Origin of the sequence: Pseudomonas sp. JDS08PS003, assembly GCF_045013505.1 — a bacterium.
Taxonomy (GTDB): Bacteria; Pseudomonadota; Gammaproteobacteria; order Pseudomonadales; family Pseudomonadaceae; genus Aquipseudomonas; species Aquipseudomonas protegens_B.
In genome coordinates this window covers 7,059,999-7,083,623 of the sequence record NZ_CP120724.1, presented here as the reverse complement: position 1 = coordinate 7,083,623, position 23,625 = coordinate 7,059,999, and the positions used below count along the sequence as shown (strand labels likewise).

Annotated in this window: 25 protein-coding genes; 17 read left to right on the top strand and 8 right to left on the bottom strand. The window is 63.6% G+C overall.

Features of this window, described 5'->3' with window-relative positions; translation table 11 throughout:
- Positions 1–11: 11 nt before the first annotated feature.
- The 7 genes from pstA to P7C00_RS31760 all read left to right on the top strand — a co-directional run bounded on the left by pstA (position 12) and on the right by P7C00_RS31760 (position 6,833).
- Positions 12–1,682: a phosphate ABC transporter permease PstA gene (gene pstA, locus P7C00_RS31790; protein WP_346634780.1), complete on the top strand. Its 1,671-nt coding sequence runs from the start codon at positions 12–14 to the stop codon at positions 1,680–1,682.
- A 169-nt stretch (positions 1,683–1,851) separates the two neighbouring features.
- A complete protein-coding gene (gene pstB / locus P7C00_RS31785; RefSeq protein ID WP_092317750.1) occupies positions 1,852–2,685 on the top strand; it encodes a phosphate ABC transporter ATP-binding protein PstB in 834 nt (277 codons plus the stop codon).
- Positions 2,686–2,792: 107 nt separating this feature from the next.
- Positions 2,793–3,554 (top strand): phosphate signaling complex protein PhoU, encoded by a 762-nt coding sequence (gene phoU, locus P7C00_RS31780; protein WP_025130765.1) that lies wholly within the window; start codon positions 2,793–2,795, stop codon positions 3,552–3,554.
- A gap of 166 nt (positions 3,555–3,720) precedes the next feature.
- The gene (locus tag P7C00_RS31775; protein WP_346634781.1) at positions 3,721–4,677 is read left to right on the top strand and encodes a response regulator; all 957 of its coding nucleotides are present in this window, start codon (positions 3,721–3,723) and stop codon (positions 4,675–4,677) included.
- 555 nt (positions 4,678–5,232) lie between these two features.
- Positions 5,233–5,568 (top strand): type II toxin-antitoxin system RelE/ParE family toxin, encoded by a 336-nt coding sequence (locus tag P7C00_RS31770; protein WP_404937919.1) that lies wholly within the window; start codon positions 5,233–5,235, stop codon positions 5,566–5,568.
- The gene (locus tag P7C00_RS31765; protein WP_346634783.1) at positions 5,561–5,875 is read left to right on the top strand and encodes an XRE family transcriptional regulator; all 315 of its coding nucleotides are present in this window, start codon (positions 5,561–5,563) and stop codon (positions 5,873–5,875) included. The genes P7C00_RS31770 and P7C00_RS31765 overlap by 8 nt, the downstream gene beginning before the upstream one ends.
- 61 nt (positions 5,876–5,936) lie before the next feature.
- Positions 5,937–6,833: a peptidoglycan DD-metalloendopeptidase family protein gene (locus P7C00_RS31760; RefSeq protein WP_346634784.1), complete on the top strand. Its 897-nt coding sequence runs from the start codon at positions 5,937–5,939 to the stop codon at positions 6,831–6,833.
- Between the two features lie 146 nt (positions 6,834–6,979).
- On the opposite strand, the gene P7C00_RS31755 is transcribed toward P7C00_RS31760, so the two are convergent.
- The 3 genes from P7C00_RS31755 to phoB form a co-directional block, all read right to left on the bottom strand.
- Complete coding sequence (locus P7C00_RS31755; protein WP_102862311.1) at positions 6,980–8,320, bottom strand: hemolysin family protein; 1,341 nt, start codon at positions 8,318–8,320, stop codon at positions 6,980–6,982.
- Positions 8,321–8,437: 117 nt separating this feature from the next.
- On the bottom strand, positions 8,438–9,766 hold the full coding sequence (gene phoR, locus P7C00_RS31750) for a phosphate regulon sensor histidine kinase PhoR (protein WP_346634785.1): 1,329 nt from the start codon (positions 9,764–9,766) through the stop codon (positions 8,438–8,440).
- 91 nt (positions 9,767–9,857) lie between these two features.
- Complete coding sequence (gene phoB, locus P7C00_RS31745; RefSeq protein ID WP_003177195.1) at positions 9,858–10,547, bottom strand: phosphate regulon transcriptional regulator PhoB; 690 nt, start codon at positions 10,545–10,547, stop codon at positions 9,858–9,860.
- A 151-nt stretch (positions 10,548–10,698) separates the two neighbouring features.
- Between phoB and P7C00_RS31740 the strand changes: the two genes are divergently transcribed.
- Positions 10,699–11,082 carry a hypothetical protein gene (locus tag P7C00_RS31740; protein WP_123728036.1) on the top strand — a complete coding sequence of 128 codons (384 nt, stop codon included), beginning with the start codon at positions 10,699–10,701 and terminating at the stop codon, positions 11,080–11,082.
- Between the two features lie 55 nt (positions 11,083–11,137).
- Here the strand turns inward: P7C00_RS31740 and ubiA are convergent, their stop codons facing one another.
- Positions 11,138–12,028, bottom strand: a complete 891-nt coding sequence (ubiA, locus tag P7C00_RS31735) for a 4-hydroxybenzoate octaprenyltransferase (RefSeq protein ID WP_404937918.1) — start codon at positions 12,026–12,028, stop codon at positions 11,138–11,140.
- The gene (locus tag P7C00_RS31730) at positions 12,028–12,591 is read right to left on the bottom strand and encodes a chorismate lyase (protein ID WP_346634787.1); all 564 of its coding nucleotides are present in this window, start codon (positions 12,589–12,591) and stop codon (positions 12,028–12,030) included. Before P7C00_RS31730 ends, ubiA begins: the two co-directional genes overlap by 1 nt.
- Before the next feature lie 202 nt (positions 12,592–12,793).
- Between P7C00_RS31730 and P7C00_RS31725 the strand changes: the two genes are divergently transcribed.
- The 9 genes from P7C00_RS31725 (at position 12,794) to P7C00_RS31685 (ending at position 18,111) form a co-directional block, all read left to right on the top strand.
- On the top strand, positions 12,794–12,961 hold the full coding sequence (locus P7C00_RS31725) for a rubredoxin (protein ID WP_025130776.1): 168 nt from the start codon (positions 12,794–12,796) through the stop codon (positions 12,959–12,961).
- Positions 12,962–13,003: 42 nt separating this feature from the next.
- Complete coding sequence (locus P7C00_RS31720; RefSeq protein WP_346634788.1) at positions 13,004–14,152, top strand: FAD-dependent oxidoreductase; 1,149 nt, start codon at positions 13,004–13,006, stop codon at positions 14,150–14,152.
- Between the two features lie 189 nt (positions 14,153–14,341).
- Positions 14,342–14,617, top strand: a complete 276-nt coding sequence (locus tag P7C00_RS31715; RefSeq protein WP_011064269.1) for an HU family DNA-binding protein — start codon at positions 14,342–14,344, stop codon at positions 14,615–14,617.
- Positions 14,618–14,794: 177 nt separating this feature from the next.
- Positions 14,795–15,319, top strand: a complete 525-nt coding sequence (locus tag P7C00_RS31710; protein WP_346634789.1) for a hypothetical protein — start codon at positions 14,795–14,797, stop codon at positions 15,317–15,319.
- Positions 15,307–15,678, top strand: a complete 372-nt coding sequence (locus P7C00_RS31705; RefSeq protein ID WP_404937917.1) for a hypothetical protein — start codon at positions 15,307–15,309, stop codon at positions 15,676–15,678. Before P7C00_RS31710 ends, P7C00_RS31705 begins: the two co-directional genes overlap by 13 nt.
- Before the next feature lie 129 nt (positions 15,679–15,807).
- Positions 15,808–16,242 carry a DcrB-related protein gene (locus P7C00_RS31700; protein WP_123728030.1) on the top strand — a complete coding sequence of 145 codons (435 nt, stop codon included), beginning with the start codon at positions 15,808–15,810 and terminating at the stop codon, positions 16,240–16,242.
- Positions 16,243–16,265: 23 nt separating this feature from the next.
- Positions 16,266–17,558: a polymorphic toxin type 46 domain-containing protein gene (locus P7C00_RS31695; protein WP_123728029.1), complete on the top strand. Its 1,293-nt coding sequence runs from the start codon at positions 16,266–16,268 to the stop codon at positions 17,556–17,558.
- On the top strand, positions 17,555–17,839 hold the full coding sequence (locus P7C00_RS31690; protein WP_123728028.1) for an immunity protein Tsi6 family protein: 285 nt from the start codon (positions 17,555–17,557) through the stop codon (positions 17,837–17,839). Before P7C00_RS31695 ends, P7C00_RS31690 begins: the two co-directional genes overlap by 4 nt.
- An 8-nt stretch (positions 17,840–17,847) precedes the next feature.
- A complete protein-coding gene (locus P7C00_RS31685; RefSeq protein ID WP_404937916.1) occupies positions 17,848–18,111 on the top strand; it encodes a hypothetical protein in 264 nt (87 codons plus the stop codon).
- A gap of 18 nt (positions 18,112–18,129) precedes the next feature.
- On the opposite strand, the gene P7C00_RS31680 is transcribed toward P7C00_RS31685, so the two are convergent.
- The 3 genes from P7C00_RS31680 to P7C00_RS31670 are packed head-to-tail and all read right to left on the bottom strand — an operon-like array spanning position 18,130 to position 23,625.
- On the bottom strand, positions 18,130–18,735 hold the full coding sequence (locus tag P7C00_RS31680) for an imm11 family protein (protein WP_148059794.1): 606 nt from the start codon (positions 18,733–18,735) through the stop codon (positions 18,130–18,132).
- Positions 18,736–18,750: 15 nt separating this feature from the next.
- Entirely contained in the window at positions 18,751–23,190 is a 4,440-nt protein-coding gene (locus P7C00_RS31675) for an RHS repeat-associated core domain-containing protein (protein ID WP_404937915.1), read from the bottom strand.
- A gap of 9 nt (positions 23,191–23,199) precedes the next feature.
- A complete protein-coding gene (locus P7C00_RS31670) occupies positions 23,200–23,625 on the bottom strand; it encodes a DcrB-related protein (RefSeq protein ID WP_123728024.1) in 426 nt (141 codons plus the stop codon).

Below are 23,625 nucleotides of genomic sequence, written 5' to 3'. Positions count from 1 at the left end.
GGTAGAAGTCTGTGAAACAGAACTCCCTAAAAGACTGGTTCAAGAGCGGCGCCCCGGGCGTCTGGATCAGCGGTGGCGCGGTGTCCATCGCGGTCATCATGACCATCGGTTTGCTGGCGGTGATCGCCGTGCGCGGCCTCGGCCACTTCTGGCCGGCGGACCTGGTGCACGCTCACTACGACGTGCCGGGCCAGGCCAACCATCTGGTCATCGGTGAAGTGGTACAGAAGGAAGAAGTGCCCCGGGCGCGCCTCAAGAGTGCCGGCCTGCCGGTGCCCGACCAGGGCCCGGAGTTCATGACCCGCGAGCTGATCAAGGTCGGCAACCGTGACCTGAACGGCAACGACTTCACCTGGATCGTCGGCGAGTGGCTGACCAACCAGAGCTATCCGAAAGAGCTGATGGCCATCGAGCGCCGTGAGTGGGGCAACTTCTACGGCTATCTGGTCAACGTCAAGGAAAGCGGCAAGGTGATTGCCGAAGGCGAAGCCGCCTGGCCCGAGCTGCAAGCGCGGATCGACCGGGTGAACAAGCTGGCGGCCCAGCTCAAGAGTCTGGAGAAATCCGATATCGGCGCGATCAACGCCGGTCTGGAGCGCATCCGCCTGCACGGTCGCAAGCTGGAGCTGGATGGCCAGATGAGCGCCGCGGCCCAGGCCGACATGGACGCCGAGCGTGCCGAACTCAATGCCCGTTACCAGGACATCGAGGCGCGCCTGAGTGACCTGCACGCCCAGTTCAACCGCGACAGCCTGACCGCTCGTGATGCCAACGGTAAGGAAGTCGAGATCGGCCTGGGCAAGGTGGTACACGCCTACCAGCCGAACGCCATGGGCACTTTCACCAAGATCGGCTTCTACTTCAGCAAGGTCTGGGAATTCCTCAGCGACGACCCGCGTGAAGCCAACACTGAAGGCGGCATCTTCCCGGCAATTTTCGGCACGGTGATGATGACCCTGATCATGGCCATGATCGTCACCCCGTTCGGCGTGCTGGCGGCGGTGTACCTGCGCGAATACGCCAAGCAGAACGCCCTGACCCGGGTGATCCGCATCGCGGTGAACAACCTGGCGGGGGTTCCGGCCATCGTCTACGGCGTGTTCGGCCTGGGGTTCTTCGTCTACGTGCTGGGCGGTTCGGTTGACCGTCTGTTCTTCCCGGAAGCCCTGCCGGCGCCGACCTTCGGCACCCCGGGCCTGCTCTGGGCCTCCTTGACCCTGGCGCTGCTGGCGGTGCCGGTGGTGATCGTGGCCACCGAGGAAGGCCTGGCGCGGATTCCCCGTACCGTGCGTGAAGGTTCTCTGGCCCTGGGCGCGACCAAGGCCGAGACCCTGTGGAAGATCGTGCTGCCCATGGCCAGCCCGGCGATGATGACCGGCATGATCCTCGCGGTGGCCCGCGCCGCCGGTGAAGTGGCGCCGCTGATGCTGGTGGGCGTGGTGAAACTGGCGCCGTCGCTGCCGCTGGACGGCAACTACCCGTACCTGCACCTGGACCAGAAGATCATGCACCTGGGCTTCCACATCTATGACGTCGGCTTCCAGAGCCCCAACGTCGAGGCGGCGCGGCCGCTGGTGTACGCCACCGCGCTGCTGCTGGTGCTGGTGATCGCCACGCTCAACCTGTCGGCCGTATGGATTCGTAACCACCTGCGGGAAAAATACAAGGCACTGGACAGCTGATCGGCTGGCTTGCGTAGGAGCTGGCTTGCCAGCGAAGGCGTCCGCAAGGACGACACAAGGCCTGCAGGCCTCTTCGCCGGCAAGCCGGCGCCTACAAACAGAATGATGTCACCGCAGGCCTGATGCCTGCGGTTCACGACAAACGAATTGGTAGCACAGGGAGCATCCCATGCAACACGAAGCACACACTCATGGCATCAACATGTCTGCCCTGGGCCGCGACAAGCAGAGCCTGAGCCTGGAACAGGAAACCGTGGCCATCGAAGTGCCCGGCCTGAGCCTGTTCTACGGCGAGAAACAAGCGCTGTTCGACGTCAGCATGAACATTCCCAAGCAGCGCGTGACCGCGTTCATCGGCCCGTCCGGTTGCGGCAAGTCGACCCTGCTGCGGACCTTCAACCGTATGAACGACCTGGTGGACGGCTGCCGTGTAGAGGGTGCGATCAACCTTTACGGCAACAACATCTATCGCAAGGGCGAGGACGTGGCCGAGCTGCGTCGTCGGGTCGGGATGGTGTTCCAGAAGCCCAACCCGTTCCCCAAGACCATCTACGAAAACGTGGTTTACGGCCTGCGCATCCAGGGCATCAACAAGAAGCGCGTGCTCGACGAAGCCGTGGAGTGGGCGCTCAAGGGCGCGGCGCTGTGGGATGAGGTCAAGGACCGCCTGCACGACTCGGCCCTGGGCCTGTCCGGCGGTCAGCAACAGCGTCTGGTGATTGCCCGGACCATTGCCGTGGAACCGGAAGTGCTGCTGCTGGACGAACCCTGCTCGGCCCTGGACCCGATCTCGACCCTGAAAGTCGAAGAGCTGATCTACGAGCTGAAATCCAAGTTCACCATCGTCATCGTGACCCACAACATGCAGCAGGCGGCGCGGGTTTCCGATTACACCGCGTTCATGTACATGGGCAAACTGGTGGAATTCGGCGATACCGATACCCTGTTCACCAACCCGGCGAAGAAGCAGACCGAAGACTACATCACCGGGCGTTACGGCTAGCCGTCAAGCCGCATGCTTCAAGCGGCAGGTAACAGCAGTTCAACGCGACGAAACCTATCAACTGGCAGCTTGTAGCTTGCGGCTTACAGCTTTTGTGGAGCAGAACCATGATTTCGAAGGAAGGCCTCACCCACCACATCTCCGCGCAGTTCAATGCCGAGCTGGAAGAGGTGCGCAGCCACCTGCTGGCCATGGGCGGGCTGGTGGAGAAGCAAGTCAATGACGCGGTCACCGCGCTGATCGAAGCCGACTCCGGGTTGGCCCAGCAGGTGCGCGAGATTGACGATCAGATCAATCAGATGGAGCGCAATATCGACGAGGAATGCCTGCGCATCCTCGCCCGTCGCCAGCCGGCGGCTTCCGACTTGCGGTTGATCATCAGCATCTCCAAGTCGGTGATCGACCTGGAACGCATCGGCGACGAAGCCACCAAGATCGCCCGTCGGGCCATCCAGCTGTGCGAAGAGGGCGAAGCCCCGCGTGGCTACGTGGAAGTGCGGCATATCGGCGATCAGGTGCGCAACATGGTCCGCGACGCCTTGGACGCTTTTGCCCGCTTCGATGCCGATCTGGCACTTTCCGTGGCTCAGTACGACAAGATCATCGACCGCGAATACAAGACCGCGCTGCGCGAGCTGGCCACCTACATGATGGAAGACCCGCGCTCTATCTCGCGGGTTCTGAGCATTATCTGGGTGCTGCGTTCGCTGGAGCGGATCGGCGATCACGCGCGCAACATTTCCGAGCTGGTGATTTATCTGGTGCGTGGCACCGACGTGCGCCATCTGGGGCTCAAGCGCATGAAGGAAGAAGTTGAAGGCACAAGTGGCGAATCCGCTAATGTTCCGGATCAAGCTGACGATAAGTAAGAGTGCCCGAGAAGAGCGCCCGGCCCTTTGGCCGGGCGTTTTTGTTTGTGCTCCTCGAATTTGAAAAGCAGCACCCGCGAACGAAAAGTCCCGGCGTGACTGAAGAGTTTTGGCAAAGTGCCATCAGCCAGCGTTATGCTTGCCGGGATTTTTAAAGGGGTGGTCGATGAGTAAGGTAAGTGTGTTGGTGGTGGATGACGCTTCGTTCATTCGTGACCTGGTGAAGAAGTGCCTGCGCAACTACTTCCCTGGCATCAAGATCGAAGACGCGATCAACGGCAAGAAGGCCCAGGCGATGCTCGCCCGCGAAGCCTTCGACCTGGTCCTGTGCGATTGGGAAATGCCGGAAATGTCCGGCCTTGAGCTGCTGACCTGGTGCCGTGAGCAAGAGGCACTGAAAACCATGCCGTTCGTCATGGTCACCAGCCGTGGCGACAAGGAAAACGTGGTGCAGGCGATCCAGGCCGGGGTATCCGGCTATGTGAGCAAGCCTTTCACCAACGAACAGCTGCTGACCAAGGTCAAGCAGGCGCTGAACAAGGTCGGCAAGCTCGACACCTTGATGAACAGCGCGCCGACCAAGATGAACTCGGCCTTCGGCAATGATTCCCTGAGCGCCCTGACCGGCGGCAAGCCGGCGGTGGTGGGGGCAGCTTCGGCCCCGGTCAATCCGTTTGCCAAACCGGCAGCGGCTCCTGCACCGGCCCCTGGCGCAGCGGCTCCGGCTCGTGGCCTGCTCAACAGCCCACCGGTCAAGGCGCCGACTCCTGCTGCCGCGGCCAGTGCCGGGCGTGGCCAGGGCCAACTGCGCTTGTCCAGCGGCAACCAGCAGTGCGTGATCAAGGCCTTGAGCATCAAGGAAGCGTTGCTGGTGGTGAAGCGCGGCGAGAACCTGCCCCAGGTGCTGGAAAGCGCGGTGCTGGACCTGGAGCAAGGTGACAACGCCGAAGTGGCGCGGCTCAATGGCTACCTGCATGCGGTCGTGGCCTTTGAACCCAAGCCGGACAGCGAGTGGCTGCAACTGACCTTCCGGTTCGTGGACCAGGATGCCCAGAAGCTCGACTACATCTCCCGTCTGATCGCCCGCGGCACCGCGCAGAAGCATTTCGTTCCCGGCGCCTGATCCGCGCAGTCCGCTTTGTAGGAGCTGGCTTGCCAGCGAAAGCGTCCACAAGGGCAACACAAGGCTTGCGGGCCTCTTCGCCGACAAGCCGGCTCCTACGATGGAAGGTGCTGAGTCCCCGACAATCCGTCTTGCTGTGTAGGAGCTGGCTTGCCAGCGAAAGCGTCCGCAAGGGCGATGCACGGCTTGCAGGCCTCTTCGCCGGCAAGCCGGCTCCTACGGTGATGGGGGCCGCGGAAATCTGCTGAAAACACTTTTGCGCTGCTGTTTTTTGCCTGCCGCCGAGGCGGGCTGCAATGTGCCCCCTCGATCCTGGCAATAACCCGTCACACAGGCCGTGACCCCCAAGCCACAAGGCCTTCACCGTACCCCTCGGTATTTTCTGCCGTACGTCCGATTGATATTTTTGCTCTTGATTTATATCTGTTTGGATATAGATTGCAGGAAGCGCTCCACGTCATTCGATGCTTGTGGCCATGCCTTGCAACAACCCGGCACGGCCGGCCTCGGCAGTCTTGATTAGCCTTGCTCCTGGTCAGTAACAGGAGAAGTTCGATGCCCAGGCACAAGGATGTGGTGTTTGTCGGGAGTGCGCTCAGGGAGCTCAGGGCTTTCCCTGAAGATGCCCGTCGGGCCGCCGGTTACCAGCTGGATCTGCTGCAGCAGGGGGAACAGCCCTACGATTGCAGGTCAGTGAAAACCATCGGTCCGGGCGTTTTCGAAATCAGGATCCATGAGGATTCAGGGGCGTTTCGGGTGTTCTATGTGGTCAGGCGGCCCGCAGCCATCTATGTGCTGCACGCGGTGCGCAAGACCACCCGCAAGACCCAAGCGCGGGATATCGAGCTGGCTCGTGCCAGATATCAAGAAGCAGGTTCACGCCATGACTGACCAACCGATCAACCAGCGCTTTGCCAGCGTCTGGGACGCCCTGGAAGCCACGCCCCAGGAGGCCGCCAACATGCGCCTGCGGGCCAAGCTGATGCTTGAACTGGGCAAGACCGTGCAAGCCTGGGGGGTATCGCAGAAGGAGGCGGCCAAGCGCCTCAACATCTCCCAGCCACGCCTCAATGACGTGCTCAGCGGCAAGATCAACAAGTTCTCCCTCGATGCCCTGGTCAACCTGTCCGAGGCCGCGCAACTGGGTGTGGATATCCATTTCGACGCGTCGGGCACGCACCCTTTGGCCCCGGCCTGATTCACACAAGCTCCATATCCGGCTGTTAGCGTGGCTGCATAACCTGCCAAGAAGCTGCCCAATGTTTGTGCGCCTGCTGTTGTTGTGCGGACTGTCCATGCTTGCCACGTCGCTGGCAGCGATGACGGTCTACAAGTCCATCGATGCCGATGGCGTGGTGTCCTACAGCGACCGGCCTTCGCCGGGAGCCCAGGCGTTCGTGTTTCGCGACCGCATGGAAGAACACCTGGAGCGCCAGGTGCGCCTGGATATCCAGAAGCACAAGGGCGGGGACGCGGTGTATGTGCGCAACGACCTCTACGCGCCGGTGGAGATCGAGTTGGGCTTTGCCGGCTTGCACAACGTCAGCGGAGCGCCCGGGCGGCCGATCCGCCAGGTGCTGCCGGCCCGCAGCAGGCAGCGCCTGGCGCTGCTCACGGCGACTCGCGCCGACCAGCCCCTGAGCTATGTCCCCAGGTTCCGTTATTCCCTGGGGGACCCGGCAGGGGCCGCCCAGGCCTATCGTTACCCGCTGCCCTGGCGTGGCGGGCCGTTTCGCCTGACTCAGGGGGCCAATGGTCAATACAGCCATTTCGGTCCCAGGAGCCGTTATGCCATGGACATCGCCATGCCCGTGGGCACACCGATCATCGCCGCCAGGGGCGGGGTGGTGGTGAAGACCGAGAATGCCCAGAACGGCCGGGGCAACAACCCAGCGGGCAACTTTGTCCGGGTGCTGCACGACGACGGCACCATGGGCGTGTACCTGCACCTCAAGCAAGGTTCGGTGAGTGTGCGGGAAGGGCAGCGGGTGGCGGTGGGCAGCCCGTTGGGGTTGTCGGGCAATACCGGCAACAGCAGCGGGCCACACCTGCATTTCGTGGTGCAGCGCAATACCGGGCTGGGGCTGGTGTCGATTCCCTATCAGTTCAACCAGCCCCTGGGGGATCTGCCGAACTTTGCCCTGGGCAACCCCTAAAGGAGGCCAGGGCCGAGGGTGCTTGTCGTGGCGAGGGCGCTTGCTCCCGCTGGGCCGCGAAGCGGCCCTACCCCAGAACCCGGCTTCCCGATTGCCCGGTAGTGCCTCAAGGCCGGACGGACACGGGCCAGGCCCTATCGGTCCGCTCAGTCGAGCATCAGCACCTTGGCCAGGATGATCTTCGGTCCCTTCATCTTCTTGATGATGATGCGCAGGCCTTCGACTTCCAGCACTTCTTCCTCTTCCGGCACCCGTTTCAGGGTTTCGTACACCAGGCCGGCGAGGGTTTCGGCTTCGATATGGTCCAGGTCGATGCCCAGCAGGCGCTCGACCTTGAACAGCGGCGTGTCACCACGCACCAGTAGCTTGCCTGGCTGATAGGCGAGGATGCCGCGCTCGGTCTTGCGGTGTTCGTCCTGGATGTCGCCCACCAGCACTTCCAGCACGTCTTCCATGGTCAAGTAGCCAATGACCTTGCCATCGGCTTCTTCCACCAGGGCGAAGTGCGAACCGCCCTTGCGGAACTGCTCCAGCAGCTGCGACAGCGGCATGTGCCGCGACACGCGCTCCAGCGGGCGGGTCAGCTCGGCCAGGTTGAACGACTCGGGGATATGGTCCAGGGCCGCCAGTTCCAGCAGCAGGTCCTTGATGTGCAGCAGACCGACGAATTCGTTGCGCTCGCTGTCGTAGACCGGGTAGCGGCTGAACTTGTGACGGCGGAACAGGGCGAGGATTTCCTTGAGCGGCGCATTGAATTCGACGCTGACCAGATCTTCCCGGGAGTTGGCCCAGTCCACCACTTCCAGTTCGCCCATTTCCACGGCCGAGGCCAGTACGCGCATGCCCTGGTCGCTAGGGTCCTGGCCGCGGCTGGAGTGCAGGATCAGCTTGAGCTCTTCACGGCTGTAGTGGTGCTCGTGGTGCGGGCCGGGCTCACCCTGGCCGGCGATGCGCAGGATGGTGTTGGCGCTGGCGTTGAGCAGGTAGATGGCCGGGTACATCAGCCAGTAGAACAGGTACAGCGGCACGGCGGTCCACAGCGACAGCAGCTCGGGCTTGCGGATCGCCCAGGATTTGGGTGCCAGCTCGCCAACCACGATGTGCAGGTAGGAAATGATGAAGAACGCGGTGAAGAACGACACGCCGCGGATCACTTCCGGGGAGTTCACGCCTACGGCGCCCAACAGCGGCTCCAGCAGGTGGGCGAACGCCGGCTCGCCGACCCAGCCCAGGCCCAGGGAGGCCAGGGTGATGCCCAGCTGGCAGGCCGAGAGGTAGGCGTCCAGCTGGCTGTGCACGGTGCGCAGGATCTGCCCGCGCCAGCCGTTCTTATGGGCGATGGCTTCGACTCGGGTCGAGCGCAGTTTGACCATGGCGAACTCTGCGGCAACGAAAAAACCGTTGAGCAGGACCAGGATCAGAGCAAAAAGAATCATGCCGAAGTCGGCGAACAGAGACGCGAGGGTAAAACCAGGGGAAGGGTCCATGATGGAGTTTTGCGGGTTCCGTGTATTCGAAAAAGAAGGAAAGGCGGTGCCTGAAAGGCAGGCACAAGCTACGCAATGTAGCGGCTGACAGGGCGATTGCCTAGGGGCAAGCCACGGTCAGCGCTGTTCGGTAAGGCTGCCTGCTGCGGTTTTTTTAACCTGGGCCGGGGCGAAATGACAGGTAAAGGTACTGCCGTGGCCCAGTACGCTGCTGATTTCCAGGCGTGCGCGGTGGCGCAGCAGCACGTGCTTGACGATGGCCAGGCCCAGGCCAGTGCCGCCGGTATTGGAGTTGCGGCTCGAATCCACGCGGTAGAAGCGTTCGGTGAGGCGCGGCAGGTGCTTGTTGTCGATGCCGATCCCGGAGTCTTGCACGCTCAGGTGCGCGCCCTGTTCGTCGCCCCACCAGCGGATGCGGATATTGCCTTCGGCCGGGGTGTATTTCACCGCATTGAACACCAGGTTGGAGAAGGCGCTGCGCAGTTCCGCCTCGCTGCCCTTGAGCTGTATCGAGGCGTCGGCTTCCAGGGTGATGCGCTGGTTGCGCTCCCCGGACAGGGCCTGGGCATCGCTCTTGATCGACTGCAGCAGCCCATCGATGGGCACCGGCTGATTGTCCGAGGGGTAGTCGGTGGCTTCCAGCTTGGCCAGCAAGAGCAGGTCGTTGAGCAGGGTCTGCATGCGTCCGCCTTGCTGCTGCATCTGCTGCAGGGCACGGCTCCAGCGCGGATTCACTTCCTCGACGTTGTCCAGCAGGGTCTCCAGGTAGCCGCAGATCACGGTCAGCGGGGTGCGCAGCTCGTGGGACACGTTGGCGATGAAGTCCTTGCGCATCTGTTCCAGCTGGTGGATGCGGGTTACGTCGCGCACCAGCATCAGGTGCTCATTGTTGCCGTAGCGGGTGATGTACAGCTGGATGCGTACCCGGTCGTTGGCCGGGGAGGGGATCTCCAGCGGTTCGGCGTAGCTGTCTTGCTCGAAGTATTCCTTGAAGCGCGGATGGCGCACCAGGTTGGTCACCGGCTGGCCGCTGTCCTGGGGCGTCTTGAGGCCCAGCAGGGTCTCGGCGGCGCGGTTCCACCATTCCAGGTTGCCGTCGCTGTCGAGCATGATCACCGCGTCTTTCAGGGCCGCGGTGGACTCCTGGACCCGGTCGATCACCGCTTGCAGGCGGCCGCGCACCCGTTGGTCGCGGCGTTGCAGGTGATAGATGCTGTCGAACACCTCGCCCCACAGGCCGTAGCCATCGGGCGGTGCTTCGTCGGGTTGATGCAGGCGCAGCCATTCGTGCAGACGCAGCAGCTGCTTGAGGGTCCAGGCCAGGTAGAGCCCTAAGCCGGCGGCCAGGCTCCAGCCGTAGTAACCACTGATCAGGCCCACCAGCAGGCAGCCGGTGATCAACAGCAGCAGGTGGCGAATCAGGGTGCCATGCCAGTTTTGATTCACTTGAAACACGTCCGTGGGGGTGAAGCAGCTCCGAGCTGCAAGTGTTGAAGCGGTCGCCTGTCAGCTGGCCGCTTGTCGCTTGCCTTCGGCATCAGGCCTTGGTGGAAAAACGATAGCCGGTGCCGCGCACGGTTTGTACCAGATTCTCGTAGGCGTCACCCAGGGCTTTGCGCAACCGGCGGATGTGCACGTCCACGGTGCGTTCCTCGACGTACACATTGCCGCCCCAGACCTGATCCAGCAGCTGGCCGCGGGTGTAGGCACGCTCCTGGTGGGTCATGAAGAACTGCAGCAGGCGGTATTCGGTGGGGCCCATTTCCGCCGGCTTGCCGTCGATGGTCACTCGGTGGCTGATGGGGTCCAGCAGCAGGCCGCCGACTTCGATCGGTGCTTCGCCGTCGGTAGGGCCGGCGCGGCGCAGCACGGCCTTGAGGCGGGCGACCAGCTCACGGGGCGAAAACGGCTTGGTGATGTAGTCGTCGGCGCCGACTTCCAGGCCCTGGATCTTGTTGTCCTCTTCACCCTTGGCGGTGAGCATGATGATCGGGATGTCCCCGGTCAGCTCGTCGCGCTTGAGGCGTCGGGCCAGCTCGATGCCGGAGGTGCCGGGGAGCATCCAGTCCAGCAGGATCAGGTCCGGCTTGCGGTCGACGATGATGGCATGGGCCTGCTGAGAGTTCTCTGCCTCCATGCAGTCATAGCCGGCCATTTCCAACGCAACGGCGATCATTTCGCGAATAGGCGCTTCGTCGTCAACGATCAGAATGCTTCTGCCAACCATGCTTGAACCTCTTGTCATTTAACTGTCTTGCGCCGCATTAGATAACGGAATTATTGCAGTCGTGTGACAGTATTTCAGGTCGCGGGGCGTGGTGCAGCTTCGTCGACTAAGCTTTGGGTCCGATTCCTGACAACCACAAAAGAAGGTTTCCATGACTCTGTTCAAGCAATCGTTGAAAGTCCTGTTGGTAGGCGCTGTCCTGGCCCTGCCGACATTCGCCATGGCCGCCGACCCGGCGACGAGCAAGGATGGCGTGCTGGTCAATCTCCAGGGCATGACCCTCTACACCTTTGCCAAGGATGCAGGTGGAAAATCCATGTGCAACGACAAATGCGCCGCCAACTGGCCGCCTCTGATGGCCGAGGGCAGCGACAAGGACATGGGCAAGTGGACGGTGGTCAAGCGTGATGACGGCAAGGCGCAGTGGGCCTATGACGGCAAGCCGTTGTACAGCTTTGTGATGGACAAGAAGCCCGGCGACATGACCGGTGAAGGCAAGATGGACGGCGCCTGGAAGGTCGCCAAGTCCGATTAGCCAGCAGCGCGTAGCCGCTACATGGGTAGCGGCTACGGCTTTATAGATAGGGATTTCAGCGCAACGCGTAATCCAGGACCACGCCGATAAAGATCGCCATGCCCGCCCAGTGGTTGTGCAGGAAGGCCTTGAAGCATTTCATCCGGTCGCGATCCCGGGTGTACCAGAACTCCCAGGCAAAACACGCCGCCGCCACCACCAGCCCCAGGTGGAACCAGCCCCCCAGATGGAAGCGCGCGCCAGCCAGCAGCAGGCAGCCCAATGACAAGCCCTGCAGGGTGAGAATGATCACCCGGTCGGCATCGCCGAACAGGATCGCCGTGGACTTGACCCCGATCTTCAGGTCATCGTCGCGGTCGGTCATGGCGTAGTAGGTGTCGTAGCCCACGGTCCACAGCAGATTGGCGATGTACAGCAGCCACGCGCTGGCCGGCAGTTCGCCGTTCTGCGCGGTGAAGGTCATCAGAATGCCCCAGGAATAGGCCGCTCCCAGTACCACTTGCGGGTAATAGGTGTAGCGCTTCATGAAGGGGTAGCAGGCCGCCAGGGCCAGGGCGCCGAACGACAGCCAGACCGTGGTGGCGTTGGTGCACAGCACCAGCAGGAAGGCTGCGCCCATGAGGATCGCGAACAGTGCCAGGGCTTCCTTGGCGCTGACCTTGCCGGTGGCCAGGGGCCGCTGGTCGGTGCGCTTGACCTGACCGTCGACCTTGCGGTCGGCGAAGTCGTTGATGGCGCAGCCGCCGGCCCGGGTCAGGACCACGCCGAAGGTGAAAATCAGCACATGGCTGAGGGACGGCGTGCCCTCGGCGGCGATCCACAGGGCAACCAGGGTCGGCCACAGCAGCAGGTAGATGCCGATAGGCTTGTCCATGCGGGTCAGTTGCAGGAAGTCCCAGGCCCGTGGATGCAGGCGGTTGAGGGATTTGAGCAGGCTCAGGTACATCAGCAGGCCTCCGGTCGGGCTTCGATGGCGCGCCACAGACTGGGCAGGAAGACCTCGGCGACCAGCAGGCTCAGGGGCCCGCGATCGAAGCGCGAACGGCGGCCCCAGAGCCCCTCGGTGGCCACCGCAGTGGGCAGCCAGGCCTGAGGATAGCGGCAGACTTCGATAGGCCGACGGGTAAAGGCTTCGTCGCAGAACAGCAGTTCTCCGAGGGAGCGGCTGCCCAGTTCGTCGATGTTCAACCCGCCCTCCTGCAAGGCGCTGCGGGCGGCCACACTGCGGGCGAACACCCAGGCTTCGCCGTGGCCCCGCAGGTACACCTCGCGAACCCAGCCCTGGCTGTGTTCGGGCAGGTCCAGGGCGGCGCATTCGTCGTTGCGCAGGGTTTGCCATTCTTCCACCAGCGGCGTGACGCTGAAGCCGTTGTGGGAGAGTCGGGTCAGGCGTCGGGTCAGCGACCCTTCATCGAACAGCCAGTTGGCAACGGCTGCGCCGGGGAAGGGGGACAGACGGCTTTGCACCACCCAGGTCGGGGTCGGTGCGGGGGGCATTGAGTGCGGCACAGTGGGTCAGTATTGGCAGCAAATGAGGCGGCGAGCTTAGCATGGCAACCGCCGGTTTTGATTGATCCAGGACGCCTGGCAGCACGAACGTGCTTGCATCTGCCGGTAGTGATCAGTAAAAAACCCCAGTGCCGGACGCTGATCAGCGTGGCCTTTAGAGTCGATCCATCGACCGAGCCTGAACTCCCGAGGAAATGCATCAATGAAAAAGTGGCAATGTGTGGTCTGCGGCCTGATTTATAACGAAGCGGAAGGCTGGCCGGACGACGGTATTTTGCCGGGTACCCGTTGGGAAGATGTGCCCGAAGACTGGCTCTGCCCAGACTGCGGCGTGGGCAAGATGGATTTCGAAATGATCGAGATCGCTTGATCGAATTCTGTGGATTGAACGACCAATAACAAGGAGCAGGGAATGAGCGCACCGGTGGTGATCGTGGGAACAGGTCTGGCGGGTTATAACCTGGCCCGGGAATTTCGCAAGCTCGATGGCCAAACGCCGTTGTTGCTGATCACTGCCGATGACGGCCGTTCCTACTCCAAGCCGATGCTGTCCACCGGCTTTGGCAAGAACAAGGACGCCGACGGCCTGAGCATGGCCGAGCCTGGCGCCATGGCCGAGCAGCTCAAGGCCGAGGTTCGCACCCACACCCGTATCAGCGGTATCGATCCTGGCCACAAGCGCCTGTGGATCGGTGAAGAGGCGGTGGCCTATCGCGACCTGATCCTGGCCTGGGGCGCGGAAACCGTGCGGGTGCCGGTGCAGGGCGATGCATCCGAACTGATTTTCCCCATCAACGACCTGGAAGACTACGCACGCTTTCGTAGCGCCGCGGCAGGCAAGCGTCGGGTGCTGTTGCTGGGGGCCGGGCTGATTGGCTGCGAGTTTGCCAACGACCTGATCCTCGGCGGCTACAGCGTGGACCTGGTGGCCCCGTGCGAACAGGTGATGCCGACCCTGCTGCACCCGGCTGCTGCGGCGGCGGTCCAGGCCGGACTGGAAAGCCTGGGCGCGCGTTTCCACCTGGGGCCGGTGCTCAACCGCCTGCAACGCAGCGCCGACGGCCTGGAAGCCCATCTGTCCGATGGCCAGGTGATCGCTTGCGATCTGGTGGTCTCGGCCATTGGCCTGCGTCCGCGTATCGACCTGGCCGCCGCCGCCGGGCTGGTGGTCAATCGCGGCGTGGTGGTGGACCGTGAACTGAAAACCTCCCACGCCAATATCTACGCCCTGGGCGATTGCGCCGAGGTCGATGGCCTCAACCTGCTGTACGTGATGCCGTTGATGAGCTGCGCCCGGGCCCTGGCGCAAACCCTGGCCGGCAAGCCCACCGCGGTCAGCTATGGGCCGATGCCGATCACGGTGAAGACGCCGGTCTGCCCCCTGGTGGTGTCGCCACCGCCACGGGGTGCCGAAGGTGTCTGGACCGCCGAAGGGCAGGGCGCCGACATCAAGGTGCTGTGCCGTGACGCCAGCGGCCAGTTGCTGGGTTACGCCCTGACCGGGGCGGCGGTGATGGAAAAACTGGCCCTGAACAAGGAACTCCCGGCCCTGCTGGCTTAAATACCGGTCGTTCTGTCGGAATAACCGGGTTTTTGCCCTCACAAAGGTCGTGGCAAGACTGGCGCCACTCTCAAGCGCGTGCCATCCTCACACCCGTCTGCCGCAGCGTAGAGCCTGCGGCGCCTTGGGCGCTGTTCCCGTGAACAGCACGGACATAACAACAAAAAACCGTCAAAGAGGCTTCACACTATGCGTAAACCAGAACTCGCCGCAGCCATTGCTGAAAAAGCGGACCTGACCAAAGAGCAGGCCAATCGCGTGCTCAACGCCATTCTTGAAGAAATCACCGGGGCTCTGCACCGCAAAGACAGCGTCACCCTGGTCGGTTTTGGTACTTTCCTGCAACGTCACCGTGGCGCCCGCACCGGCAAGAACCCGCAAACCGGCGAGCCGGTGAAGATCAAGGCCAGCAACACCGTGGCATTCAAACCGGGCAAGTCGCTGAAAGACAGCGTCAACCCATAAGCATTGAGCGAGCTCCCGGCAGCGGGAGCTCGCAGGGGAAAATAGGCACGCCGAACGCATCGGGTGCCTATTTTTTTTGCCCGCAGATTGCCCGCAGATTGCTCGCCGATCAGCTTGCGAAGCCGCAGTGGCGTGGCTAGGATGCGCGATTGTCCGATTCGTGATCTAAGGCCAAGGATGACCCGCACCACTGACAACCGCCCGGCATGGGTGGCCACGTTGCGCTACCTGGGGCGCCCCGATGTTGCCGCCATGCTACTGGGCTGCATCCTCTCCCTTGGCCTGTCATCGGCCTCGGCCGGCAGCGATTCGCGACTGGGCCAGATCGGCTATCGCGAGGCCCTCAGCTGGTTCCACAGTCAGAAATACGACAGCACCGGCTCCTGGCTCTGCGGCTACTCCCTGGCCCGCGAGGACTACAGCGTGGCACCCAAGGCGCCGCGCTTGCTGGTGGAAGTGGATGAGCGCTTTCTCTACCTCAAGACTGGCGGGCAACTGGTGGAACTCACCGGCGCCGCTCAGGGCCCCGAGCGCAGCGAGTACCAGAATGCCGGCGCCCATATCCGCGTCACCCTGAACATCCTCAAGCGCAACAACTTCAGCGAGTACCAGGAATCCCACGACCGCCAGGTGCTGGCGCAGATCGAGATGAACGATCAGGTCGAAACCCTGACCCTCAAGGGGCAATCATGCGGTACTTGATCCGGGCGGGCCTGAGCCTGCTGATCACTGTCTTCACCCTGCCGGCCCTGGCCGATGAGGCCAACCCGGGTCAAGGCTGCTACGGCTACCTCACCGAAATGGTCAGGAGCAGTGACTTTCCCTACCGCGACTTCACCACCCCGCAGCGGCTCAAGCTGCTGATCGACCGCGATGATGGCGATGAACTGAGCCTGCAGTTGTTCTACGAAACCTCCGGCAGCGGGATCATCGGCTGGGTTCGCTATGACGTGCCGCAACAAGCGCTGTGGAATGTCAGCATCGATCCCGAAGAGCCTCAGGCCCTCAAGTTCGACCGACGTTTTGCCCAGGCTTACGCCGCCTGTCTGGAAGCACGCTGAGCCTGATCCAGGTGCTTTTGCCGGGCAGGATTGGTTTGTTCAAAGTTGCCGACGGGTTCCTTGATTGTTGCCGTTCATTGCTTGAAAATCCGCCGCTGTCCGACCCCCTCAGCATGGAACGCGAACCTCTTGTCCTCTTACCGCATTCAAGAAGCCGACCTCGACATCCCCGATGCCTGGCAGGACCAGAGCATCAATATCTTCAAGCTGCCGGCAGTGGGCGGCGCCCAGGAAGCCAGCTTCGTCATCAGCCGCGACCCGAGCCAGGGCGACGCTTCATTCGCCGATTACGTGGCCCGGCAACTGAGCGGCGCCGAGCAGCAACTGCCGGGCTTCACCCTGATCAAGCGCTGGGACTTCGACATGCACGGCCACGCCTCGGTCCTGCTGGACTACAGCTGGAAACGCGAAGGTCGCGAGCTGATGCTGCGCCAGGTGTTCATCGAGCGTAAGCCGGCGGTGCTGATCACCACCCTGACCACCACGGTCAATGATCTGGTGCACCACGAACCCGCCTGGAAACAGGCCATGCAAAGCCTCAAGCCCCAGCCAGCGGTGGTCTGATCCTCCAGGCCGAGTAACGAACCATGGATATGTTGGCAGCAGCGCGCCTGGGGGATGAGATCGCCCACGGTTTTGGCGTGGCGGCGATGGTCGCAGGGGCCGTTGTCGGTGCCCTGATTGGCGCCGCAGTAGTGGCGGCGACGGTGGCCACCGGTGGGGTGGCGATCGCCATCATCGCGGGCTCGGTCGCGGCGGGCGGCTTGTCGATGTTCCAGATCGCCAAGGGCTTGAGCACCATTTTCAACCTGCCTGAACCCAGCACGGGGGTGCTGGTGGAGGGCAGCTTCAATGTCCGCATCAACCTGCGCAACGCCATGCGCGCGGGCCAGGATCACTCGTCCTCGTGCAGCGGCTTGCCGCTGAACCACCCGATCTGGCCGTTCCCGGTACTGATCGCCGAGGGCAGCGCCAAGGTCACCATCAACGGCAAGCCGGCGGCGCGCCTGCAAAGCAAGATGGTCTGCGGCGCCCATATCAAGACCGGCAGTGAAAACACCTTCATCGGCGGGCCCACGGTGCAGGTGGCGTTCGTCCTGGATATCGAAGGCTGGATGCACACCGGGCTGGAAGCACTGGGGCTGGCGGCGCTCGGCGCCGGGCTGGTGGTGGCGGCCATGGCGGGAGTGGCGGCATTGGCCGGCGCCCTGGCAGTGGGCGCCGCGGTGTATGGCGGCATGGCCCTGCTGGGGGACCTGGGCGACCGCCTGGGGCCGGGCTATCGCGATCTGCTGCAAGGGGTGGCCGGCATGGCCCTGCTGGGCTTGGGGCCGAAACTGGCGGCGCGCAAACCGGCGACCGCGGTACCCGAGTTGACCTCGCGGCGTGCCTACCTGAATCAGAAGTTCGGCCGCTCCGGTGACCTGCATGGCGACATCAATTACCGTGGCAACCGTGAAGTGGCGGCGAACTTCTTCGAGTCCCAGGGCTATTCCAAGGTCGACGCACAGTCCTACATGAACGGCCTGGATTTCAATCATCCGGTGCGCGTCGAGACCTTGGCCCCCGGCAAGAACCTGTGGCAATACCAGTCCCCCGGGGCGCCCCAAGGCAACTGGTATACTCTCAGCCCGCGAGTGCAGCCGACCGAGCTGGGGATCAACCCCATGGGCACCAACCGCGCCGCCAACACCATTGAACCCAAGGTTCTCAATTCCTATGGAACAACCCGCAAGGTGCAAGTCCTGCGCAGCACGGCTGCGCCGACCAACGACTTCTGGTCGGTCAAGGGGCAGTCCTATCCCGCCAAGGGCGGGGCGCAGCAGTTGTTCTCCAATGACAAAGGCGCCTTCGGCGCGCTCTCTCCTGGTGGACCATGAAACCAATCGACTACATTGATCGCGCACTGGCGCTGGTGGCCAAGCGAGCCCTGGTCCTGCCGGGTTACGAGGTCTTCGACGTCCTGCAAAAACAGCTGCAGTACGTTCGCGCGGTTCTGCTGGACCGCAGCCTGGACCGCTCCGCGCTGCACCAGATCAGCATTGGCGCCATTGCCGTGAAGGAGTTCGACGAAACCGACCCTGAGCTGGCCCGAGCGCTGAAAGACGCGCACTACGTGGCGGTGCAGACCGGGCGTGGCTTGAAGGTCGATCTGCCCTGAGGCGCGCCATGCTGTTCAAGGATCTGTTGGTCAACCGCGAGGAAATGTTCTCGATGGGCATCGAGGAGTCCACCGCACAGTACTACGTCTCCTTTCCGGTCAGCCTCGGCGTGGTGGACTACGAGGAGTACTACGCCATCGATCGCGCGACCTTTGAGCGGTTCGAACAGGACCTGCAAGCCGCGCTGGCGTTCGTCACCCGCGCCAGGCGGCGCGAGCTGGATTGGTTGCTGATCATCAAGCCGGGCAGCAATCGCGGCTCGGCGATCTGACCCGGGCTCTTTCAGGCCTCAGGCATTGTTGCGATAAGGCACGAAACGCCGTTCGGCGCTGTACAGCCCCAGCCCCTTGTCACCCTTGAAGCCGGCGTCGATCAAGCGATCGGCCAGCGTCGCGGTGATCAACAGATCCCCGGATTCCGGCTCCCGGGCGATCTGGCCCATGCCCGGGGCGCTCTCAAGAAACCAGGTCTTGTTGAAGTAGAGCAGGGTGCCGTCATCGTCGCGCTCCGCTTCGGAACGCGCGTGGTCGATGGCCTTGACGGCCTGGATGGCGTTGACGATGTAGTACGGCTGGCTGACGTCCTGGTGGTCGGCCACCAGGCGCAAGGGCTGGATCAGCTCGACGTCGGCCGGCGCCTGCTGGCGGAGAAAGTCCGCCAGGCGCGCCGAGACCAGGGGAATGCCCCCCAGCAGCCACAGGCAATCGTGCTCCAGCAGCTTCTTCGCCTTGCACGGGAAGAACACCGGCGGCGTGTCCATCGCCTTTGGATACGGCTGCCCGGCGAGCAGGGCCAGGTAGTCGAAACTGGAGCCCGGGGTTTCATAGGCACCGCTCTCGACGTCGTAGGAACCGATCAGCTTCGGGTTGTATTGGATCGGGGGTTTCCAGCTCAAGATCATCATCTGTTCCTAATCGTAATAGGCTCCCGGCCGAGCATTCTTGTTCAGTTGCCGCTGGCCTGAGCGCAGCAACTGGCGCTCATCGGAGACAATTTTGTCCAGGGCCTTGCGGTATTGGGCCTGGTTCCAGTTATTGCGTTTGCCGACCTGCTCCACCTGGGTCATCTTCGCCGCCAGGTTGTCGCTGACCCGGCCGGCGTGGCGGCCTTCGTGGATCGAACGGCGCGGGTCCTTCATCGCGGTCTTCTTGTTGGGCAGGAAGATTTTATTCCTTCGGCTTTGCAGATCGTAGCCGGCCAGCTTGAGCAACGGATGATTCTTGGTCGCCGGGTGCTTGTCGCTGAGGATGTGGTGGTCCTGATAGCCCTGTTTCTTCAGGCTCTTGATCCGGCGGTTGATCGACGAGGCACAGCTCCAGCCCAGGGGGTCGATCCAGCCAAACGGATTGGGGGCGTAGAGGTAGAGGTTCAGGCCCCCGGCCAGGCTGATCGGGTCCGGCGTGGTGAAGCGTCCCACATCCGGGTCATAGAAGCGGAAGGTGTTGTAGTGCAGGCCGGTTTCCCGATCCAGGTACTGGCCCTGGAACCGCAGGTTCTGCTCTTCGATGTAATAGGGTTCACGCACCTCTTCCAGGGTGTTGCCCCAGACCCGATAGCGCGCCTGCCAGACGCAGTGGCCGTCGGCCTCGGTCAATTGCTCCGGCAGCCCGCTCAAGTCGTTGTGGTAGTAGCGCACCTTCTGCCGGGCCCCCAGGCCATCGACCCGCGCCAGGGGCTCATCGCTGTCCGGGGCATAGAGGTACAGGCTGTCCTGGTGGCGGTTGTGCTCCTGCAGCAGTTGCATGCCATCCCAGGTGAAGCGGGTCTCATCCAGGGGCTGGCCCTGGCTGTCGCAGAGGCTCTTGGCGATCCGCCGGCCGAACGGGTCGTAGCGCATGCGCACCAGGGTGTCACCCGCGGCGCTCAGGTTGCGCACCTCGATCAGGCGATGCTCGGCGTCATAGCTGAAATGCTGTACGCCGCGGCTAGCGCTGCGTTTCTCGATCAGCCGGCCGAAGCCATCGTAGCGGTAGCGTTTGTCCTGGAGGCTCAGCAGCTGGTTGTGCCGGACCTGCCCGCCTGCCACCTGGGCCCCGTCCAGCAGGTTGGCTGCGGCATCGTAGCTGAAGGTTTCGTTGTGCCCCGCCAGGCGCCCCTGGCTGGCGATGATGCGACCGCTGGCGTCGTAGTGCAGCAGTTGCTGGTCCTGCCCCTGAGGCTGTCGGGTCATGCGCCCGATCAGGTTATCGCCGGGATCGAATTCGAAGTGCTTCTGCCGCTCCAGCGTCGGGTTGCCCGGCATCGCTGTCGAGCACCGCAGACGGGCACGCAGGCGGCCACCGCGGTCGTATTCGCTGTGGCAGCTGATCTGGCCCTGGGTGCGCAGCACTTCGCGGTGCAGCCGGTCGCGCTCGAAGTCGCTGATGAGCTGGCCGTCGAGGTTGATCTGGTGCAGGTGGCCACTGCCGTAATACAGGCGGTTGAGCCAGCGGCCATCCGGCAGGCGGGTGCGGGTCGGATTGCCCAGCTCGTCGTACTCGTACTGCAGGCTGGCGTCGGGGGTCTGCTCCGAGAGCAACTGGCCGAGGGCATCGTAGGTGAAGCTCAGGTCCTGCTGCTGGCCGGCGTGGTCGGTAAAGTGCACCGCCGTCAGTTGATCCAGCGGGTCGTAGTCGTACCGGGTGTGCCCGTCGTCGGTGGTCTTACCGATCAGGCGGCCCACGGCGTCGCGCTGCAACTGGTGGACGATGGGCGCTACGGCCGGCGCTCCCGGGGCCGCGGGCGCGGGGACGTACTCCAGGCGGGTGACCTGGTCCAGACCGTCGTAGGCAAAGCGCCGGGCGCTGCCGTCGAGGTCCTGCTGCTGCACCAGGCGATCGCCCACGTCCCAGGTGAAACGGTAGCTTTCGCCGTTTTCATTGGTCAGCGTCTGCAGACGGCCAAAGGCGTCGTAGCCGAACTGCACTTGCCGGCCATGGGGATCGGTGCGCAGGCGCACCTGGCCCCGGCGATCGTATTGATAGCCGGTGCTGTGGCCCGCCGGGTCGATGTAGCCGGTCAGCAGGCCGCTGGCGTCGCGCTGGTAGTGTTCGCTGCGGCCATCGGGCAAGTGGCTCTGCAGCAAGCGCCCCTGGGCGTTGTAGTGAAAGGTCTGACGCTCGCCCAGGGCGTTGGTAATGGTCTGCAGGTAGCCCTGGCGGTCATAGCTGAAACGGGTGGGGTAGCCCGAGCAGTCGACCTGCTGCACCAACTGCCCCTGGTCGTTCCATTCCAGGGTCTGGCGCTTGCCGCTGGCGTCGATGACTTCCCGCACCAGGCCGCGGGCGTCATAGCGGTAGCGGGTGCTGTGGCCCAGCGGATCGGTTTCGCGGATGCAGTTGCCCCGGGCGTCGTACTGGTAGGTCCAGCTATTGCCGGCGGCGTCGATTTGCGTCAGTGGCAGCGACCAGTGTTCCAGCCACAGGGTCGACTCGCAGCGTCCCAGGGGGTCGACGCTGCGGCACAGGTTGCCGGTGTCGTCGTAATGGAACTGGTACTGGCCGCCCAGAGGGTCGATGGCCCCGAGCAGTTGGCGCTCTTCGTTCCATTGGAACTGCCAGGTCTGCCCCAGGTTGTCGGTGTATTCGGTGATCTGCCGTTGGCTGTTCCAACGCCGCAGGCTCTGGCGCTGCAGGCTGTCGGTGATGCGGGTGATGCCCTCCTGCAGGTCGTAGTCGTAGCGGTATTCGTCGCCTTCATCGGTGTAATGACGAACCACCCGCCATTCGCGCTCGTCGATCCAGGCCCATTCATAGAAGCAGCGCAACCCGGTGGGTAGCCAGTGCTCGACCATGCGCCGGGCACTGTCGTAGGCAAAGTGGCGTTGCAATTGCTGGCTGGCGTCGCGCACTTCGGCCAGGTCGCCCTGGTTGTCATAGGCGTAGCTGGCCAGCACTTCACGCTGCTGGTCGGGGTACAGGCGCTCGATCTGCGCCACCCGGCCGGGCCATTGCGGGCTGTAGATCAGTTCGACCTGGACCTGATCGAAGGTATCGCGCAGGCGGCCGAGGCGCCCGCCGCTGTCGTAGTCCAGGTGAATGCGGTTGTCGTTGCGGTCCCCCAGCTGGCTCAGGCGCAGATGGGCCGGACGCTCCGGGCTGGGCTCGAACAGCCGGTACAGGCCGTCCTCGCTCTCGATCAGCAGCCGGCCGTCGTGATTGCGCCGCACGCTCAGGCCTTCGCCGTCACTGAACACCGCGCCACCGAGGGGAATCGACCCCATGTCGATGCGCCGCCCCTGTTCATCGGTGTAGATCAGGCGTTCACCACCCTCGGGGTGGGCGTCGAGCGCCACAAAGCTCTCGTAGAGCACGCTCCAGCCGGCGCCAAACAGCCCGTCCCGGCGCTCGTCGAGGCTGTTGTAGACCCGCTGCCAATCGATGGGCAACACCCCGGGCAAGGCGAAATCCAGGTCCTCGTCGTACCCCAGCACCTTGGCCCCGGTGGCGGCGTGCACCGGATTGGGCGAGCCGGCGATAGCCTGGGTCAGGGCATTGGTCGCCTGGCTGACGACAAAGGAGTTGACTCCGGCCATCAGCATGCACGGCAGGTTGCTGAGGAACTTGCCCTTGCCGCCCTTGAGCATCATCAGCACAGTCACCGCCAGGCCTACCCCCGGGGTCTTGCCGCTGCGGATCTCGCGCACCACCACCGAGCCGCCACCGATGGTCACGTCGGGAGAAATCGGCCCGGCCGCCACCACCTTGGCGTCGCAGGTGCTGCGGTCGCCGCTGCGCACCGCCGGCTGGCCGTCGATGCTGACCTTCTCCGAGCCTTCGGCCAGGTACTGCACGGGCATCGGCGGGTGCTTGGTGCAGGTCACCAGGTCCAGTTCCTTGGTCTGGGAGCCGGGGGCCGGGGAGGCCACGGTGGGCCGCCACATCTGCGAGAAGAATTCCTTGGCCATGTCGAGGAAGCCCGGGCCTTCATCCGGGGTGGCCGAAGGGGTGTCGGTGGCTTCGCCTTCCTCGGCGCCGTCGCCGCTGATATGCGACGGCGGGGCGATGCCCGCCGCGCGGGCCGCCGGTTTGTTGTTGGTCAACACCTTTTGCGAACCGCTGGCGATGGTGGCCTGGATCGAGGGGGGGAACAGGGCGTTGGCGAAGCCCTCGCATAAATTGCTCAGGCCCTTGTCGGCTCCGGTCTTGCTCATGACCACGCCCACCACCACGCCGACCACCAGCCCCAGCACGCAAGCGCCGAGGCCGCCGGTGGCCACGGTGATGCCCGCCGCCGCGGCCACCGCCATGGTTGCCAGGGCGCCGATGGCGACGTTGGCCGCCACCTCCAGCACGCCGCCGAGGATGTCGGCCATCATCGAAGTGTGTTCCAGCCCGTCGCCCAGTCGGGCGGCCCACAGCGCGTCAGACATGGGCCCGCCTCAGCTCAGCACCAAGGTGTTCTTGATCTGCGCCCAATGGGCGGCTTCCCCATCCCCGAGTTTCTGTGCCTTGACGTAGCTCATGGCGAGCATCTGCCGGGTGCCGGGCAGCACCAGGGCCAGCTGGAACTGGAACACCTGCTCGCTGCCCTTGCTGAACTGGCTGCGCAGCTCCAGGCCCGGAATGTCCTGGGCCGGACCCAGCAGCACCGGTTGCGGGGTCTGGTAGCGCAGTTCCTGGACCTGTTGCTCCAGCCGTTGCAGCTGGCTTGTCAGGTTGCTTTCCAGGGTTTCACCGTCGCCCAGCAAGCTGCGGCTGACAATCAGCGACGTACCCAGCTGCGGGAACTTGAGGATGTTGATCGAGGCGTCCTGCAGCTCGCCGGCGGGCGCTTGGAATTGCAGTTCATTGAGGCGATAGGTCAT